General features: G+C 64.9%; 16 protein-coding genes and 1 pseudogene. 11 read left to right on the top strand and 6 right to left on the bottom strand.

Going from position 1 to position 16,847, the window contains the following annotated elements; genetic code table 11:
• Positions 1-447: 447 nt before the first annotated feature.
• Positions 448-807, bottom strand: a complete 360-nt coding sequence (locus JQT59_RS13130; protein ID WP_213576499.1) for a hypothetical protein — start codon at positions 805-807, stop codon at positions 448-450.
• 392 nt (positions 808-1,199) lie between these two features.
• On the opposite strand from JQT59_RS13130, the gene JQT59_RS13125 reads away from it, so the two are divergent.
• The 3 genes from JQT59_RS13125 (at position 1,200) to JQT59_RS13115 (ending at position 3,700) form a co-directional block, all read left to right on the top strand.
• Positions 1,200-1,826: a nucleotidyltransferase domain-containing protein gene (locus tag JQT59_RS13125; protein ID WP_213576498.1), complete on the top strand. Its 627-nt coding sequence runs from the start codon at positions 1,200-1,202 to the stop codon at positions 1,824-1,826.
• On the top strand, positions 1,826-2,233 hold the full coding sequence (locus tag JQT59_RS13120; protein WP_213576497.1) for a hypothetical protein: 408 nt from the start codon (positions 1,826-1,828) through the stop codon (positions 2,231-2,233). Before JQT59_RS13125 ends, JQT59_RS13120 begins: the two co-directional genes overlap by 1 nt.
• A gap of 435 nt (positions 2,234-2,668) precedes the next feature.
• Positions 2,669-3,700 (top strand): patatin-like phospholipase family protein, encoded by a 1,032-nt coding sequence (locus tag JQT59_RS13115; RefSeq protein ID WP_213576496.1) that lies wholly within the window; start codon positions 2,669-2,671, stop codon positions 3,698-3,700.
• 56 nt (positions 3,701-3,756) lie between these two features.
• On the opposite strand, the gene JQT59_RS13110 is transcribed toward JQT59_RS13115, so the two are convergent.
• Complete coding sequence (locus JQT59_RS13110) at positions 3,757-4,530, bottom strand: TetR/AcrR family transcriptional regulator (protein ID WP_349307017.1); 774 nt, start codon at positions 4,528-4,530, stop codon at positions 3,757-3,759.
• Positions 4,531-4,573: 43 nt separating this feature from the next.
• Positions 4,574-5,059 (bottom strand): hypothetical protein, encoded by a 486-nt coding sequence (locus JQT59_RS13105; protein WP_213576495.1) that lies wholly within the window; start codon positions 5,057-5,059, stop codon positions 4,574-4,576.
• A gap of 900 nt (positions 5,060-5,959) precedes the next feature.
• On the opposite strand from JQT59_RS13105, the gene JQT59_RS13100 reads away from it, so the two are divergent.
• The 4 genes from JQT59_RS13100 to JQT59_RS13085 all read left to right on the top strand — a co-directional run bounded on the left by JQT59_RS13100 (position 5,960) and on the right by JQT59_RS13085 (position 10,043).
• The gene (locus JQT59_RS13100; RefSeq protein ID WP_213576494.1) at positions 5,960-7,177 is read left to right on the top strand and encodes an acyl-CoA dehydrogenase family protein; all 1,218 of its coding nucleotides are present in this window, start codon (positions 5,960-5,962) and stop codon (positions 7,175-7,177) included.
• A 46-nt stretch (positions 7,178-7,223) separates the two neighbouring features.
• Positions 7,224-8,303 carry a maleylacetate reductase gene (locus JQT59_RS13095; protein ID WP_249354379.1) on the top strand — a complete coding sequence of 360 codons (1,080 nt, stop codon included), beginning with the start codon at positions 7,224-7,226 and terminating at the stop codon, positions 8,301-8,303.
• 35 nt (positions 8,304-8,338) lie between these two features.
• Positions 8,339-9,262, top strand: a complete 924-nt coding sequence (locus JQT59_RS13090) for a hydroxyquinol 1,2-dioxygenase (protein WP_213576493.1) — start codon at positions 8,339-8,341, stop codon at positions 9,260-9,262.
• Between the two features lie 370 nt (positions 9,263-9,632).
• Positions 9,633-10,043: a hypothetical protein gene (locus JQT59_RS13085; protein ID WP_213576492.1), complete on the top strand. Its 411-nt coding sequence runs from the start codon at positions 9,633-9,635 to the stop codon at positions 10,041-10,043.
• A 35-nt stretch (positions 10,044-10,078) separates the two neighbouring features.
• Here the strand turns inward: JQT59_RS13085 and JQT59_RS13080 are convergent, their stop codons facing one another.
• From JQT59_RS13080 to JQT59_RS13075, 3 genes and pseudogenes are all read right to left on the bottom strand, one after another.
• A complete protein-coding gene (locus JQT59_RS13080) occupies positions 10,079-10,762 on the bottom strand; it encodes a zinc-binding dehydrogenase (RefSeq protein WP_502939850.1) in 684 nt (227 codons plus the stop codon).
• Between the two features lie 9 nt (positions 10,763-10,771).
• Positions 10,772-11,099, bottom strand: a pseudogene (locus JQT59_RS38005) (alcohol dehydrogenase catalytic domain-containing protein); the annotation flags it as partial.
• Between the two features lie 394 nt (positions 11,100-11,493).
• The gene (locus JQT59_RS13075; protein ID WP_213576491.1) at positions 11,494-12,138 is read right to left on the bottom strand and encodes a TetR/AcrR family transcriptional regulator; all 645 of its coding nucleotides are present in this window, start codon (positions 12,136-12,138) and stop codon (positions 11,494-11,496) included.
• A 157-nt stretch (positions 12,139-12,295) separates the two neighbouring features.
• Here JQT59_RS13075 and JQT59_RS13070 point away from each other — a divergent pair, with 157 nt between their 5' ends.
• The 4 genes from JQT59_RS13070 (at position 12,296) to JQT59_RS13055 (ending at position 16,735) form a co-directional block, all read left to right on the top strand.
• Positions 12,296-12,883: a flavin reductase family protein gene (locus JQT59_RS13070; RefSeq protein WP_213576490.1), complete on the top strand. Its 588-nt coding sequence runs from the start codon at positions 12,296-12,298 to the stop codon at positions 12,881-12,883.
• 16 nt (positions 12,884-12,899) lie between these two features.
• Positions 12,900-14,168 carry an LLM class flavin-dependent oxidoreductase gene (locus JQT59_RS13065; protein WP_213576489.1) on the top strand — a complete coding sequence of 423 codons (1,269 nt, stop codon included), beginning with the start codon at positions 12,900-12,902 and terminating at the stop codon, positions 14,166-14,168.
• Positions 14,165-14,977: an alpha/beta fold hydrolase gene (locus JQT59_RS13060; RefSeq protein ID WP_213576488.1), complete on the top strand. Its 813-nt coding sequence runs from the start codon at positions 14,165-14,167 to the stop codon at positions 14,975-14,977. Before JQT59_RS13065 ends, JQT59_RS13060 begins: the two co-directional genes overlap by 4 nt.
• 129 nt (positions 14,978-15,106) lie before the next feature.
• On the top strand, positions 15,107-16,735 hold the full coding sequence (locus JQT59_RS13055) for an AMP-binding protein (RefSeq protein ID WP_213577716.1): 1,629 nt from the start codon (positions 15,107-15,109) through the stop codon (positions 16,733-16,735).
• Positions 16,736-16,847 lie beyond the last annotated feature (112 nt).

Here is a 16,847-nt window from a genome sequence, read left to right as displayed (position 1 = left end):
CGGAACAGGTGGTGCGTGCTGCATGTGCGGGCGCCGCGGTCAGGGACAAGGCGGCGGCCACCGTGGACGCGGTCAGAGTCAGCCGCAGAAACCGAGACATGGAATCCTCCGGTGGTGCGGGCCCCGACCCACGCACCATCCTCGCAGTCAAGCCCCATCGCCGTGGCCTGTTCGGCGCCTACGCTCGCGACGGGCATATCTGGAGATCAGTTTCTGCCGGTTATCGGGGGCTCGCTACATCTCGTCGAGCATCCGGGTCTCGATGTCGGTGTGGTGCCGGAGGAAGCGTGTGGCTGCCAGGTACACCAGTCTTGCCGGGTGGAACCGAGCCAGCCAAGGAGGGCGTCTAGGAGTTCTCCGTCGAGGGCTACGGCGATCCTGGCCTTGCGGCTGCGGGCGCAGACCAATGATCACGGTCGTACCCTCAGGATGCGCGGGTTCTGGTGGTCAGCCGTTATCAATTTTACCGTCGTCCACTTGCAGGAACGCGGCCTGAACTCGCAACAGATGACCTTCTGGGCTCAGCTCTTCATACCGCTCCATCACTTCCGACCAGCGGCCTGCCGCAAACAGTTCTGCACATTGAGGGTCTTCGTCCATACCGGCTTCCATCGCCAGGACGGCACCCGCTCGAAGTGCGTCGGCCTGTGTTCGGTAGGCCCACACGTCGAGGCGACCAGACCCGCTGTATCCGCGGTGAGCCAGGGTCCAGACCGCCGGATCTCGGGTCGTTTCCACTGCCCCGTCCGGGCGGTAGAGCGTCGAGGAGACCACCTGCTTGATGAAGTCGGCTGCGCGCACCATCATCTGAGCCTAAGTCGACCAGGCCGCGATCGTTGGATGACACGGCCATGACTCCGCTATCACGTCTCATTGCTCATCCGCCAACACCTGAAATCGAGGCACCCGAAGTCGTACACAACGTTTTTGACGCTAACCTGACATGCCCCGGGCCCCGGCGATCTTCGTCGACGGCCGATTTACGGCGCAAAGCGGACAGAACGCGTACTGCTCGTGAGTGGCGGATAGATGCCTAATAGGTTCGCCCGTCTGATCTCTAGAGCGGTCGCGCTCGATCTCGCTCTGCGGAGTGCGTGGTTCGACGAGTGACACCAACATTCCACCCCGGGGAATCCCGTACTATAGTACGGGTAGACGTACAATAGTACGTTCGCGCGAGTCGTTAGGGAAACGGAACTATGGATCTGAGCCGCCCGCTACAGACAGTGACGCCCACGCTCGACGGTGATGTGCTCGCTGCGCTGGCAGCCGCGTCCGAGGCGACTTTCACGACCGGCCAGCTGCACCGGGTGCTGCCGCGCCATTCGGAAGAGGGGATACGAAAGGTGTTGCAACGATTGAGCAAGCAGGGCACCGTACTGTCTTCCAGGGTGGGTAACGCGTTCGTGTATCAGCTCAATCGTGAGCACTTGGCCTTCCCTCATGTCATCGGTCTCGCCGGTTTGTCAGGGGAATTCCTGCACAGGTTGGAGGCGCGGTTGGCCAGCTGGGAGATTCCCCCGGTGTATGCCGCCGTGTTCGGCTCCGCTGCACGCGGAACGATGTCGATCGACAGCGACATCGACATCTTCCTTGTCCGGCCGGATGCCGTCGCAGACGAGGAGTGGGATGAACAGGTGGCAGAGCTGATGGCCGAGGTGATCAGATGGACCGGCAACGACGCGCGAGATCTCCAGTTCATGCAGAGTGAGATCGCCGGCCGCGGCACGGAGGAGCCAGTCTTGCGAGATGTGGCGAAAGAGGGGCTGACGGTGGCCGGTTCGCGGGCTGGTTTCACCCGGTTGCTGCGTCAAGGTAATCGGTAGTGGGGCGGACGCGGCCGTGCGACCAGGCAGTCCGCCGCGGGCGGCTGAGAAAAGCCGAACAGTTCTTTCACCTGGCCGAGATCGGTCGCGACTTCGCCGACGAGCCGGAGGGTGTCGATGATGCGGTCGTGACGCTGTGGGTGCACGCGGGCATCGCAGCCTCGGACGTCATCTGCTGCGCGCGACTGGGTGAGCATGCGCAGGGCGAGGACCACAAGGATGCCGTCACGCTGCTCCGGTCCGTCGACCCGGCCACGGCGAAACACCTCAGCGTGCTACTTGACCTGAAGACACGGTCCGGTTACACGGATAGGCCGACCAGCCGTACCGAATCGAAGCGCGCCGAAAGTGCCGCAGAAGCGCTCATCGAGGCGGCCCGTCGAGCGCACGCTCAGGCCGGAAACTGAACAGAAGACTCGCGATTGAGCGCCTGATGGGGTACGGGTCCGCGGCACCGAACGAGTACGTCGATGTTGCGCAACCCCGCGAAGGCGCAATGGACTCTCGACCAGCTCGGCTGGACGCTCTCAGCGGCAGGCGATTACAGGAAGTGAGACGGACGATTCTGCCGTCTTGGTGAGATTCCACGATGATGCGACTGTGCGAGTGCGCTTGCAGACGTGCCAGACACCGGACGATGTGAGTGTCGGCCTGTCCGGTGATACTGGTGGACCGGAAGATCCGGAGGCCATGTACGGAAACTCTCGAATCCGCCCTTCCCCGGCGACGGAGCGAGGACGATAGCAACAGAGCTTAATTTTGCCACTCCGGCGGCACCAGCGCGGTCACCAGCGTCCGCGTCAGGTGCGACCGGGACGGATCTACAAGCGGCCAGGGGGTAGATGGATGTGACCGCGTCAGGGGACAGCAAAGAAGCCGACCTCGTCCTAGCAGGTGGCGGCGTCAAGGGAATCGGGTTGGTCGGCGCCGCCTCTGCGCTCATCGATGCCGGTTACACGATTCATCGCGTGTCCGGTACCTCGGCGGGCGCGGTGGTGGGTGCCATCCTCGCGGCCGTCACCGCCAGCGGGGAACCTGTGACCGGCGAACAGCTGAAGAGGCTCACCCATCTCAACTATCGAGAGTTTCTCGATCCTGGCCTCCTCGAGAACATCCCGATCGTCGGGCAATCGTGGGCGCTGCTGCGGGGCACCGGACTCTACCGGGGCGATCGTGTCCACCAGTGGATCAAGGACACGCTCGAGCGCCTCGGTGTCTCGACCTTCCACGATCTGCAGATCGACGACGACACCCTGCCCCCGAACCAGCGGTACAGGCTGGTGGTCACCGTCACCGACGTGACGACCGGGCAACTGGTGCGACTGCCTTGGGACTTCGAACGGGTCTACGGCCTCGACCCCAACGCACAGTCCGTAGCCGACGCGGTACGGGCGTCCATGGCAATCCCGTTCTTCTTCCGTCCTGTCTCGTTGACCAGTGCCGCCGGAATGACCTCGACGCTGGTCGACGGCGGAGTGCTCTCGAACTTCCCGATCGATTCTCTGGATCGGACCGACGGACAGTTGCCGCGATGGCCCACCTTCGGGGTCACCGTCCTGCCCAATCTGCCGGCCGGAAACGATGACGTCATCCCCGCTCTCAGACTCCTGCGCCTTCTCGGACCACCGCACCTGTTCGAGAGCGTTCTCAGCACCATGCTCGTGGGTCGCGATCAGGCGTACCTGAACCAGCCGTGGGTGAGTGCCCGTGCAATTCGGGTGGACTCCACCGATGTGGGGGCTCTCGACTTCGACATTCACCAGGAAGACGTCGAGGCTCTCCACCGGAACGGATACGAAGCGGCACAAGCCTTCCTATCCACCTGGAATTGGAATTCCTACGTTCAGAGGTTCCGGCCGATGCCGCCCGGGTAGCTCCCACAAATTGCGCTCCGCCCGGGAACCGGCCTCGGTCACACTCCGCGGCGGCGTCATCCGGCGTTGGTTTGCTCCACCAACCGGTCTATGCCATCGAGCATGCGGTCGAGGCCGAAGCAGAAGTCGTCCTCGAGCCAATCTGCGTCGTCGCTCCCGCCCGGATCGAATGCTCCGGCGGCGATCGCGGACAACAGCGCGGGAAATCGCTCCCGGTCGAGCAGGAGTGGGAGCATCTGCGAATAGTCGACCGGTGTGGTGGACACCGCCGACCGCTCCAGGTCGTTGACGAACCGGGCGCGCCCAATCACGAACAGTGAAACATTGAGCACCACTTGCACCTTCGTATCCTCGGGCAATGTTGTGTCCGCGAGGGTGCGCAGTCCCGCCTCGAGCCACGACAGGTTGTTCGGCCCGGTCGGAGGCGCCGAGATGGACAGTTCCGCCCACCAAGCATGGACGCGTGCGCTCCGGTATTCGGCCCGGCCCAGGCCTCGAGCCGGTCCCGACACCGACCGGATACCGGCAGCTCGGCGGGCGGGGCGCCGATCGCGCGGTCTGCCATCAGCTCGATCAGGTCGTCCCTTGCTGTCGACGTACCAATAGAGCGACATGGTGGTGAACCCAAGTTGCTTGGCGACGCGGCTCATCGACAGCCCCGCGAGACCTTCGACGTCGGCCACCTCGATCGCGGCGTCGAGCACCCGGTCGAGCGTGAGGCCCTTACGGGGACCGCGCGACCCGACCTCCTCCAAGCCCCAGGCCAGCCTCATTGCTTTGGGCAGGTCGGCGGGCGTGCGGCTTGTCGGGCCTTCGAGGGGCTGTGTCATCGGTATTCCACTTCGTCGGGGTCTAGCCCACCGGGAGCTACGCCTACCTGCCCAGAGAAGAGCGCAAGCGCGTCGCACAGCCCGAAGTGGTCCACCAGCCGGCCGAGGGCACTGTCGAGCGCGGTAATCTGCGCGGAGTCTGCGTCGGGATCTGAGTCGAAGCCGGGGTCCGGGTCAGGGTTGGCGCACAGAGCACCGGGTAGGGCCACATCAGCACCATCCCGGTGGGCAGCATCCGATGAATCGCCTCAGCCACCAGCCACAGGCCCAGATCGTGGCCCCGCAACGGTTCGGTGACGAACGCGATATTCGGGATCAGGACCGCCTCGGTGACGACGGTCAGGGTCTCGAACTGTTCCTCGACCTGCTCGGCGAGTTGATTGCCGTCGAACAACCCGGCCAGCATCTCGTGATCGCCATCGAATTGGTCCAGGCACAACCCGATCGGATCCTCGATGCCGAGACGGATCACCGTGAAGTCGAGTGAACCGACGACCACGTCGTCGGCGTCGTCGATGTCCACCGTCATGACCAGTTCGGCGAACCAGTCCAGGCACGCGTCGAGGTCGCTGTGGCCCCACTCCAGAATCGCACCCGCGGCGCAAACAGCTCGACGGTGCCCTGGCCCTCCTCTTCGGTCAAGTACGCCAACGCGGCCAGCGACATTGACACCAGAAGACCCCCTTCATCGGGCGGACCGAGTCCGAACCCTGCCACTATCGCGCATCACCGTGCCGTGGCCGAACAACCCCGGCCGCGCCCACGAGGCTCCACCGCGACCGGCTGCAGCGCACCCGGTACGAACCGTTGCCCGGTGAACTTCTCAGTGCAACCTGCTGGACACTCGTCGGATGGTCAGCGACTCCCGCGACCTCGCGCCCACCACGCGCCACAGGTGATGCATGCCCCTCGGAAGGCAATCCAAATTCGTTGTACCACAGCAATTTTCGAACTACCAACGACGTAGTGTGCGTCTGGTTCAGTTGCCGTCTGACGGGACGGCCCGAACGGGCCCAATCTTCGGTAGAGGGTGGCTGAGACGACAGATTGCCGCTCGGTCCGGTGGCGCTGATACCGGCCCCACCGCTTCCGCCGATACTCAACCCGATCCGAAGTGACCGATTCGAGCTGCACCGCGCAGCCGATCATGTACCGCGCTTCGAGTTCACCGGTGATCGAGGAGCCGGACTGCTTTACCCGCGGGTGTGAGTAACCGTTCTGCGAGCGTAGCCCGGAACTGCATGCGAGTCGTCGAACCGTGGCGTTCCGTCGCGGCGGCTCCGTCGTGACGCCGTCTTGCCCGAGACGGACATCACAGTGTGCGGGGACGGACGCGTTCGCCCACAACCAACCATCGACCCGAGTTCTGCCGTGGACTCGAGCATGAGGCCGTTCGACGACGGCGGAAACCCGGTAGAAAGGCAGGTCGATGACCGCAGTGGCACATGCTCCGTCCGAGCAGCAGGACAGGCGAGGACGCCTGCACGTCAGCGACCGGTTCGACGAGATGATGGCGCGGCTCGACTCCATCGAGGAAACGGTCCGGGCGAACGGCGCACAGCACGACGCAGATGGTCGACTGGCCCCCAGTACGGTCGAGGCACTCAGATCGGCTCGCGTCTTCGACATCGGCGTGCCGGCCGAGTTCGGGGGCTTGGAGTTTTCTCCGCGCCAGGTGATCGCCGTGATCGAGCGGATCACCGAGATGGACGCCGCAACCGGATGGGTCGTCATGGTCCTGCAGATGATCACGGGGACGACCGCCGCCTACCTAGGGGACGAGGCCACCCGGGAGCTGTTCTCCGGTTCCGATTACCCGTTGATGGCTGGGCAGGGAACCAAGTTCGGTGAAGCGAAAAAGGTCGACGGCGGCTACCGGCTCAGCGGCCAGTGGCATTTCGCCTCCGGTTCGCAGCTCGCCGACATGATCCACACGGCAGCCGTTGACGAAACGGGCCGCCCGCTCATCTTCACGCTGCCGAAGTCCGAGTGCACAATGGTCGACAACTGGGATGTGATGGGACTTCGGGCAACCAGTTCCGACGACTACACCGTCGAGGACGTCTTCGTTCCGGACGCCTACGTCTACGAGGTGACCACGAAGACGCCACTCCACGGCGGCGCGATCTACGAGGTCGGCCTGGCGAATATGTCTGGCATCCAGCACGGGGGTTGGGCGCTCGGGATGGGAAAGCGCTTGCTCGAGGAGATGCGAAAGCTGGCCAAGGTGAAGTCGCAGCGCGCTGGAGATGGGACGACGACGGACCAGTTCTACGCGGAGTACGCGCAAGCGGAGGCCAAACTCCGGGGTGCGCGGGCTTTTCTCATGCAGACATGGGCTGACAATGAGGAGACGATCGACCGTGGTGAGCCGCTCTCCACGCATCAGGAGAGTTTGACTCGGTTGTCGCTCAACAACGCTACGTGGACCGCGCACGACGTCTGTATGACCGTGTACAAGTGGGCGGGAACGACCGCCTTACGCGAGGGGGACCTGCAGCGCTACTTCCGCGACATGCACGCAGGCACCCAGCACATGAGCTCCGGCCCCGGAGTGCTTCAGCAGTGCGGCCGCCAACTCGCGGGCCTCGCCGAGGGCTCGCGGTGGGTCTTCTTCTCGCTCGTCGAACCGGACCCGGCGCAGTGAGAGCACTCGCAGACCAACCGATCCGTATGGGTGAGCCCTGCTGAGCATGAATTCAGAACGGACCGAGCCGATGCAGTTCACCCACGAGTCCCTCGCGCAGAGGGTGATGTTCGCCGCTCACCAAGCCTCCACTGCGGTCGCCGACGAACTCGAGGCGATCGGCGCCACGAGAGTCATGCTGATCGCCTCCGCCCGGGAGCGCTCGCTCGCGGCCACGATCGCCCAGCGGGCACCGGTCGTGCATCATCACGACGAGGTGGTGATGCACGTGCCTGTCGAGGTGGCCGAGCGTGCCCGAGAAGCGGCCGTGTCGGCTGGTGCCGACGCACTGGTGTCACTGGGGGGCGGGTCGGCCACCGGGCTGGCCAAGGCGGTGGCCCTGTCAACCGGGCTGCCGATCGTCGCGGTACCCACGACCTATGCCGGCTCGGAGGCCACCAACGTCTGGGGGATGACGAGGGGAACGACCAAGACGACCGGTGCCGATGCCCGCGTGCTCCCCCGCACTGTCGTGTACGACGCCGCCTTGCTTGCCACGCTGCCCGGGCCCATCGCGGTGTCCAGCGGACTGAACGCCATGGCCCACGGCATCGACTCGATGTGGGGACCACACGCAGATCCGATCGACCGCGCCCTGGCGCAGGAGGGCATCCGCGGCCTCGCCGCCGGGCTTCCCATCGTGGCTACGGACCCGGGCAGCATCGAGGGAATCGAGCACACTCTGTACGGCGCCTACCTCGCCGCAGTGGCCTTTGCCTCAGCAGGGTCGGGAATGCACCACAAGATCTGCCACGTGCTGGGCGGAATGTTCAATCTGCCCCACGCGCAAACCCACGCTGTCGTGCTCCCGCACGTGTTGGCCTTCAACGCGTCCGAGGCACCGGAGGCCGAAGAGCGGATCGCCGCTGCATTGGACAGCAAGACAGCCGTGACGGGCTTGGCCGACCTATACGCTTCGTTGCACGCGCCACGAGCGCTGCGCGACTACGGCATGCCGCAGGACGGAATCGCAGAGGCTGCGGCCAAGATTCTCGAGGCGATCCCGGCGGGCAACCCGGCCCCCGTCACCGAAGTCGGCGTCACCGCCTTGATCCATGCAGCCTGGGCCGGCGACCAGCCGGTCTGAGCAGCCGACCGAGACCCGAGAGAAGGAAGTGCGAGATGCCCAGCTTCGTCAACGACGCTGCCCGCGGCAACATCTACCGCGACGTCACCCCCGCGCAGCGGACCATCGAGGACCAACTCGTGGAGAAAGTGGTGCAGTCCTTCGACCACACACCGGATCCCCGCCTCAAAGAGGTCATGGTCTCGCTGGTCCGGCACCTGCACTCGTTCATCCGCGAAGTGCGGCTCACCGAGGCGGAATGGGGTGCGGCGATCGAGTTCCTCACCCGGGCGGGCCACATCACCGATGACGTGCGTCAAGAGTTCGTGCTGCTCAGCGACACTCTCGGCGCCTCCATGCAGACGATCAACATCAACAACGCGGCATATCAGGACGCGACCGAGGCCACCGTGTTCGGGCCGTTCTTCGTCGAGGACAGCCCGCGCGTCGAGCGCGGCGGAGACATCGCCTTCGGCGCCCCGGGCGAGGCCTGTTGGGTTGAGGGAAACGTCACGGGCACCGACGGAAACCCGCTGGCCGGCGCCCGCATCGAGGTCTGGGAAGCCGACGAGGACGGTCTCTACGACGTCCAGTACGACGCCGGTAAACGATCGGCCCGCGGCCACCTGCACTCCGATACGGATGGCAGCTACTGTTTTTGGGCTCTTACCCCCACCCCTTACCCCATCCCTGACGACGGTCCCGTCGGGCAGCTGCTCACCGCGGTCGGCCGCTCTCCACTGCGGGCCTCGCACCTGCACTTCATGGTCACACGCGAGGGCCGTCGCACGCTTGTGACCCACATCTTCCCCGCGGGCGATCCGATTCTGTGGGACGACTCCGTCTTCGGTGTCAAGCAGTCGCTGATCAAGAGGTTCGAGCAGCAGCCCGCCGGCACACCCACTCCCGATGGGCGGATCATCGACGGCGCCTGGACCCGCGTGCGTTTCGACATCGTGCTCGCCCCCTCGGACGCGTAAGCTACCCACCCAGAGAGGGAAGGGCCGGAAGAGATGTCACAGGAGCGGGCCCCTGCCGGAGCGAGTACGGACGAGGCCGACGTCGCAGGTGCCCCGCCGGTACCGCGCTGGTGACTCGATCCCCCCACCGCCTCATCACCCGCACCCGCACTCCGAGCAACACCACCGGCCCAGCAGGTACCGCAAGGGCCAAGAAACCCGAGCCAGCGCACTGGAAGACCCACGCACGGCACGAGAAGGCGAAGAGCAGTGCACGCGCGGCCGGCATGCCCGGGCCGGCACCAGCTACGGCGCGTTCGGTCGAAAAGCGAGCATTTCGTCCGAGGTGGTCTCAATCGATCGTTGCAACACGCACCTGAATCTCGAGGTCGTGTTGTCATCGACTCGACGTGTCAAGAAGGGCCCGGCGGCGCCCAATGTCCGCCAAACGACGGCGGTTCATGGAACTGCGCGCCCAGGATGGGGCATCCATGCCGCCGCCCGGGAAGTCGAGGCCTCACCGGCCGCCGGCCAGAACTGGGCCAGCGGCTACACGCTCTACCGAGACGGTAAAACGGTCAAGACCGTCGCACCGCTCGACCGCCTCGCCGTCCGCAAAATCAGCCCGCGCTACCTGTCCGAGGACGAACGGATCCAGATCGCCGACCTCCGTCGAGACGGTGTCAGCGTGGCCGGAACCAAAGGACGGCGTCAGGCGCGTGGTCCACATGTCGGGCAGGCAAACGGGCCTGAGGCCAGCCACATAGCGGCGGACGACATATTCGTGGGTCCGGCGGCATAGTCGCTGCCTCGATCCTCGGCCGTTGTGGCGAGCTCTCAGGGAACGAGAACAGCTCGACCGGTGATGCGGCCTCGGTCCAGGCGGTCGAACACCTCGTTGATTTCCGACAACGGAAACCGTTCGATGGTCGAGACCAGATCGACGCTACGCGCGAGAGCCAGCACCTCCGCCAACTCGTTGCGTGACCCCCAGTTGCTCGAGGTCAGCATGGCTTCCGGAGCGAGCCCCAAGAATGAGAACGGCACCGTGCCGCCTGCCAGCCCGACGAGCACGAACAGGCCGCCGCGTCCGAGGACAGCTGAACCGAGCGCCATGGTCGAGTCGACACCGACGAAGTCGAGCACGACGGCCGCACCGTTCTCGCCGCTCTCCACTTGGATCGCGTCCAGTGCGCTATCACGGTGCGGGTCAACGACCACGTCAGCACCCAATGTCTTCGCCAGAGCACGCTTGTCGGGATCGGACTCGACCACGACGACCTTGGCCGGCGAGAGAAGCTTCAGGAACTGCACCCCGTACTGACCGAGCCCGCCGGCTCCGATCAGTACGGCGCTCGTGCCCGCAGTGAGATGAGGCAGGGTCTTCTTGACCGCTGCGTAAGGGGTGAGCGCCGCGTCAGTGAGAGGCGCGGCGAGGACAGGATCCAGCCCGCCGGCAGGCAGAAGATGCCGGATCGAGGGAACCAGGAGGTACTCGGCATAGCCGCCCTCGGGCCCCATCCCACCCCACCGGAACGTGTCGCACATCTGTTCCTTGCCGCCGAGGCAGAAACTGCAGTGTCCGCAGCCCCAACCACCGAAGACCACGACCGCATCCCCGACCTCGAGGCCTTGTCCTTCAGCGCCGTCGCCGAACGACTCGACCCAGCCGGCGTTCTCGTGCCCGAGAGTGTGGCAGGACCACGCCTTGCACTTCGCCCGACTTGATGTGCAGGTCGGAATGGCACGCGCCCGCGCCGGCAACCCTGATCAGGACTTGTCCTGGGCCGGGAGTCGGCGTGGGTACCTCCTCGATGACAAAGTCGGTGCCGAAGGTGTGTAATCGTGCGGCTTTCATGACGCGCCTTCCATGATGTCTCTCAATGTCATTCGCCGCTGGTCTCAGCTACCTGGTTCAGGTGCAAGCGGCGTAATGGTCGGTGCCAAAGTAGAGGGAAGTCAGCGAGTCCGCCGCGAGGATGAGAGGACATGTCCGAGACCGACTACTGCGATGTCCGTCTCGGACAAGACGCCGCAACCCGTGCGCCGGGCTACCGGGCGAGAGCCAAGCCGGATGTCGGTCGTCGCCGGGGAGCTGTCGTGAACCGTATCGGCACAGTTCCGTGCCGACGCCCACCGTTGCCGCACCGAAGGAAGCTGGACGCGTGCGGCATGTCACGACTCCGACGTGGACGGCATCGGACGAGTGAGCGTGATGGGCGTTGTCGGGCGGCCATCGGCGGGCGTTGGTCTCAGCTGTCGGCGGTGAAATAGGCGCACAACGCCGTGGTCATCTCGTCGATGAGCGCAGGCCAGGGCGCCGGCCTGGTGGACTCGACGTTTTCGCCGAAGAGCGCGCGGAAGGCGCACATCGAGTAGAGCATGCGGTAGGCGTAGTCGATGGCCTGCTCCGGATGGGGCCGCGTGATCTTGTCTGCGACGCCGAGCAGCAGCTCCCGGAACATGGCGCCGCACTCGATTGCTCCGCGAGACCCCACCTCGAACACTGCTGGGTTCTCCGTCGAAACCAGCATCAGCTCCCGCAAGAGGCGCTGGCGGGTTTCGAAGGTCCCGGCAAAACCCTGCACCGCGACGCGCACGACGTCGTTCAACGACGCATCCGGCTGCAAGTGCTCTCCGTTGAGCCTGCTCGCCATCTCGGCCTTGAATTCCTCAATGAACTCGTGCTGGATGACGGTGAGCAGTTGGTCCTTCGAGCCGAACCGGCGGTAGATGCTGCCGGTCGAGACCCCTGCTGCGGCTGCGACGTTCGCGATCGTCACGGCGCTGGGCCCTTGTTTCTCGAGGACTTCGGTGCCCGCCCGGTATATCCGCTCGAGCGTCCGCTTGCTGCGCTCCTGCATGGCGGGAGGTACGTCAGGAACGGATGAGGTCATTGACCGATTCTAGCGAGACGTCGTGATGTGACCGTTGACACAGCCCGCAAAGTATGAAAATGTAACGGTACATTCACATTCATGGTCGGTGGCAGGCCAATCGCTTAGACACCCCCTGTCGGTAACGGCCAGGCGCACAGCAATCAGGAGCAGTGCCATGTCCCCCAAACCCCCTCCTAGCCCCGAGCAACTCGCTCTCCGCAAATGCCTCGGATCCTTTCCCACCGGCGTCGCGGTGATCACCTACGACAGCCCCGAAGGTCCGCGCGGAGCCACCGTCAACTCGTTCGTGTCGGTATCGCTGGACCCAGCTCTCGTCCTGGTGTCCATCGCCAAGACCGCCCGCTCACGCGAAGGTTTGGATAACGCCTCGTTCGCGGTCAATGTCCTGGGAGCTCATCAAGACGACATCGCCATGCACTTCGCGGGGCGGCCCAGTGCGAGCCTTCGCGTCCCCTGGCACCAGGACACGGACGTGCCACGACTGCGGGAATGCGCCGCCTGGTTGCAATGCACGCCGTGGCGAAGTGTCGAGGCTGGTGATCACATCTTGTTCATAGGGCAGGTCGTCGCCTACGGACACGATGCCGCTGACCCTCTGATCTTCCATGCCGGCGCTTTCCGCACCGAAAAGCCGGCAAACCGCCATTCTCGGCTGCCTTCCCCGGTGGACCGGCTCGACCGCCACCGCGATCTCGAACTGTGGAGCGACGCCGGCTCCAGTAACCAATTTGTCCCCGCCTGACTGAGCAGAGGAATCGATGAAACTCACATACGTCCAGCAAATCCCGTACCGGCACCTGCCGGACAACTTCGCGAAACGTCACAACGAGTCGGTGGTGACGAACCCGTTTTACGAGCTCGCCGACCGGGATCTCATGCACACCGACCTGCGCGACGCTCTCGACGAATCGATGCACGCTGCCCGCGCCGGTTTCGACGCGGTGGGGTTGCAAGAACACGGAAGCAGCTCCTACGACATCAATCCCAATCCTGACCTCGGTGCTGCCGCGCTGGCGTACGCGACGGAGGCCGAGGGCCTGCGGGTCGGCATCTACACCCTCGGACGGTCGTTGGGAAAGAGCCACGAGCCGGTGCGAGTTGCCGAAGAACTCGCATGGATCGACTCCCTCAGCGGCGGTCGGCTGATCTCCGGATTCCCCGTGGGCCTGGCGTACGACGCCAACGTCAATGCAGGCGTCCCCCCCATCGAGACTCGGGGGCGCTACGACGAGAACCTCGAGCTGATCCTGCGAGCGTGGACCGAGCGCGAGCCCTTCGCCTGGAACGGCCGCTACTCCCAGTCGATGAACGTGAACATCTGGCCCCGGCCGTACCAGAATCCGCACCCGCCCGTCAGCATCACCGGCATCGGAAATCCCGCGACGACCCGCTTCGCACTCGAGCGAGACCTGGGATTCAACCTCGTCACGCTGGGGAGCGACCCGAAGATCGCCGCCGCACCGATCTTCGACAGCATGTGGTCGATGGCCTCGGACATGGGGTTCGACGCCAACCCCTATCGGGCGGCGATGGCAGTGACGGTGCTGGTCGGCGAGACCGACCAGGATGCCGAGAAGCTCTACAGCAAGCACCTCGAGTACCACCTGTCTCGGGGGCTCGGGCACATCCCCATGCATCGCCTTGCGCTACCCGGCGGAATCAGCCCTCAGGGACTGAAGGTTCTGTTGGCGCAGCCGGCGCCGCCCGCCAACCTCCCGGCCCCGTCCTACGCCGACGCGGTGCGGTCGGGCCTGGTCGTCGCCGGAAGCCCGGCCACAGTCCGAGAAAAGCTCGCGGACTACGCGCGCAGCTTCCGGATCGGCCAACTTCTGATTTTCCTCCAGGTCGGCTCGATGCCGATCGAGCTCACCAAACACAACATCGACCTGTTCGCGAGCGAAGTGGCGCCGCATCTGCGACCACTCTGGTCGGAATACGACGGTGACAATCGCTGGTGGCCCGTCGCTCTCGGGGGTCAGCCGGCATCCAGCAGGCAAGCGGACACGGCAGGAGCACGACTGAAATGACATCTCAGATCACCATGGAGACCCAGACCGTCAGCGTCTGGGGCGGCCAGATCAACCTGCAATTCAAGGTTTTCGGGACCGGACCCGCTCTGGTCTACCTGCATCCGCTCGGCGGATTCGTCCGCGACGACTTCCTCGACGAAATCGCCCACACCCACACGATCTACGCACCAGAGTTGCCAGGAACCAGTGAGGACGACCCGTTCGCCATCCACAAGGTCAACGACATCCCCGAACTCGCGCTGATCTACGAAGAGGCCCTTGGCAAGCTCGGCCTCCGCGGATCGCCGGTCATCGGTCAGTCCTTCGGCGGCATGCTGGCCGCCGAACTCGCATCCTTCTTCCCGGACCTCTTCGAGAAGGTGGCTCTACTCGGCCCGGCGGGACTGTGGTTCGAGGACAAGCCCTGGACGCTCGACATCCTGACCGCGCCGCCGTCGGAAGCGCCAAACCTGCTGTTCAGCGACCCCTCGGCCGATCGTCCTCGTGCCATGTTGGCGCTTCCCGACGACCCCAAGGCCGCCGTGGACGCGCTGGCCCACCTCACGTGGACCATGGGCTGCGGCGCCAAGTTCCTGTGGCCCGTTCCCGACCGCGGCCTTTCCCGTCGTCTGCACCGGATCACCGCTCCGGTCCTCGTCGTCTGGGGTGAGGACGACCGGATCATCCCGTCCTCCTACGCCGCCGAATACGGCGCCCGGGTCCCGGGCAGCACGGTGCACGTGCTGCCCAAGTCCGGGCACATCCCGCAGGTCGAGCAGATGGAGGAGACGCTGGCGCTGGTGTCTGACTTCCTCTCGAACCCGTGACGAGAACCATCGAACTCTGCGGGGCTTGTTCGTGAACGTCCGGGGTCGCCAGGTCCCTGAAGGACCTAGCGACCCGGACGTCCTGAACCGGCCCCTGTCCTGCCGAAAGCTGAAATCGGAGGTATGAAAATGCTGTCTTTCGCCTCAGGGGAAACACATCCGGCGCTCCTCGTGGAGACGATCGGCGCGAACCTCGAACGCACGGTGGCGATGCGTCCCGACCGCGAAGCGCTGATCGAAGTCGCGAGCGGCCGACGATGGACCTGGGCCGAGTTCGACGCCGACGTCAACCGAGTCGCCCGCGGAATGGTCGCCGCAGGCATCGTCAAAGGCGACCGAGTGGGGATCTGGTCGCCGAACTGCGCGGAATGGACGCTCACCCAGTACGCCACCGCCAAGATCGGCGCGATCCTGGTCAACCTCAATCCGGCTTACCGCACGCACGAGTTCGGTTTCGCCGTCAACCAGAGCTCGATGTCCCTGCTCATAGCTGCCACCAGCTTCAAGACGTCGAACTACCGCGGCATGGTCGAGGAGACGCGCGAGGACTGCCCCTCGTTGAAGCAGGTCGTCTACCTCGATACCGACGACTGGGCCGACCTCCTTGCTCAGGGGGAACCCTTACCGCCGGACACCCTCGCAGAGAAGATGGCGGTCCTGGACCCGCTGGACCCCATCAATATCCAGTACACCTCGGGCACAACCGGGGCCCCCAAGGGTGCCACCCTCACCCACCGCAACATCTTGAACAACGGGTTCTTCACCACCGAGCTGATCAATCTCACCGAGGAGGACCGGCTCTGCATCCCGGTGCCCTTCTACCACTGCTTCGGGATGGTGATGGCGAATCTGGGCTGCACCTCCCACGGCACCACGATGGTCATCCCCGCGCCGGGCTTCGACCCCGGCGTTACGCTGCGCACCATCGAGGCCGAGCGCTGCACGGGCGTGTACGGCGTCCCGACGATGTTCATAGCCATGCAGAACCACCCGGACTTCCCGTCATACGACTTGACCTCCCTGCGAACCGGCATCATGGCCGGGTCGCCCTGCCCGGTGGAGGTGATGAAGCGATGCATCACCGACATGCACATGACTGAGGTGTCGATCGCCTACGGCATGACAGAGACAGCGCCTGTCTCCTGCCAGACCCGCGCCGACGCCGACCTGGACCGGCGCACAGCCACAATCGGGCGCGTCCACCCGCACCTGGAGATCAAGATCGTCGACCCGAATACCGGTGAGACCGTCGAGCGCGGCGAGCCGGGAGAGTTCTGCACCCGAGGCTATTCGGTGATGTCGGGCTACTGGGACGACCCGGACAAGACCGCCGAGTCGATCGACGACGAGGGCTGGATGCACACCGGCGACCTAGCCACAATGCGGGAGGACGGCTACTGCCAGATCGTCGGCCGGATCAAAGACATGGTCATCCGCGGCGGGGAGAACATCTACCCCCGCGAGATCGAGGAGTTCCTCTACGCCCACCCCCACATCGAGGATGTCCAAGTAGTCGGAGTCCCCGACCAGACGTACGGCGAGGAGCTGTGCGCTTGGATCAAGCTCCGCGCAGGTGCAGAATCCCTGACCCCCGAAGCGGTGCGTGCGTTCGCAACCGGCAAGCTGGCGCACTACAAGATCCCCCGCTACGTCATGGTCGTCGATGAGTTCCCGCTGACAGTCACCGGCAAGATCCGCAAGGTTGAGATGCGAGAGCAATCGGCACGTGCCCTCGGGTTGAGCGAGCAGAAGCCGTGACGTCCTCGGTGCACGGTCTGCCGGCGGCACGCGCCTGTCCGATCACTCGCACGGTCACCAGTGTCCCCAGCACACCGAAGACGATGTGTGCCTCCCTGTCGTTGACACAAGC

Source organism: Rhodococcus sp. USK13 (genome assembly GCF_018343855.1).
Taxonomy (GTDB): Bacteria; Actinomycetota; Actinomycetes; order Mycobacteriales; family Mycobacteriaceae; genus Rhodococcus_F; species Rhodococcus_F oxybenzonivorans.
Note: the sequence above shows the minus strand (reverse complement) of the source record. Positions and strands in the feature narration are given on the sequence as shown.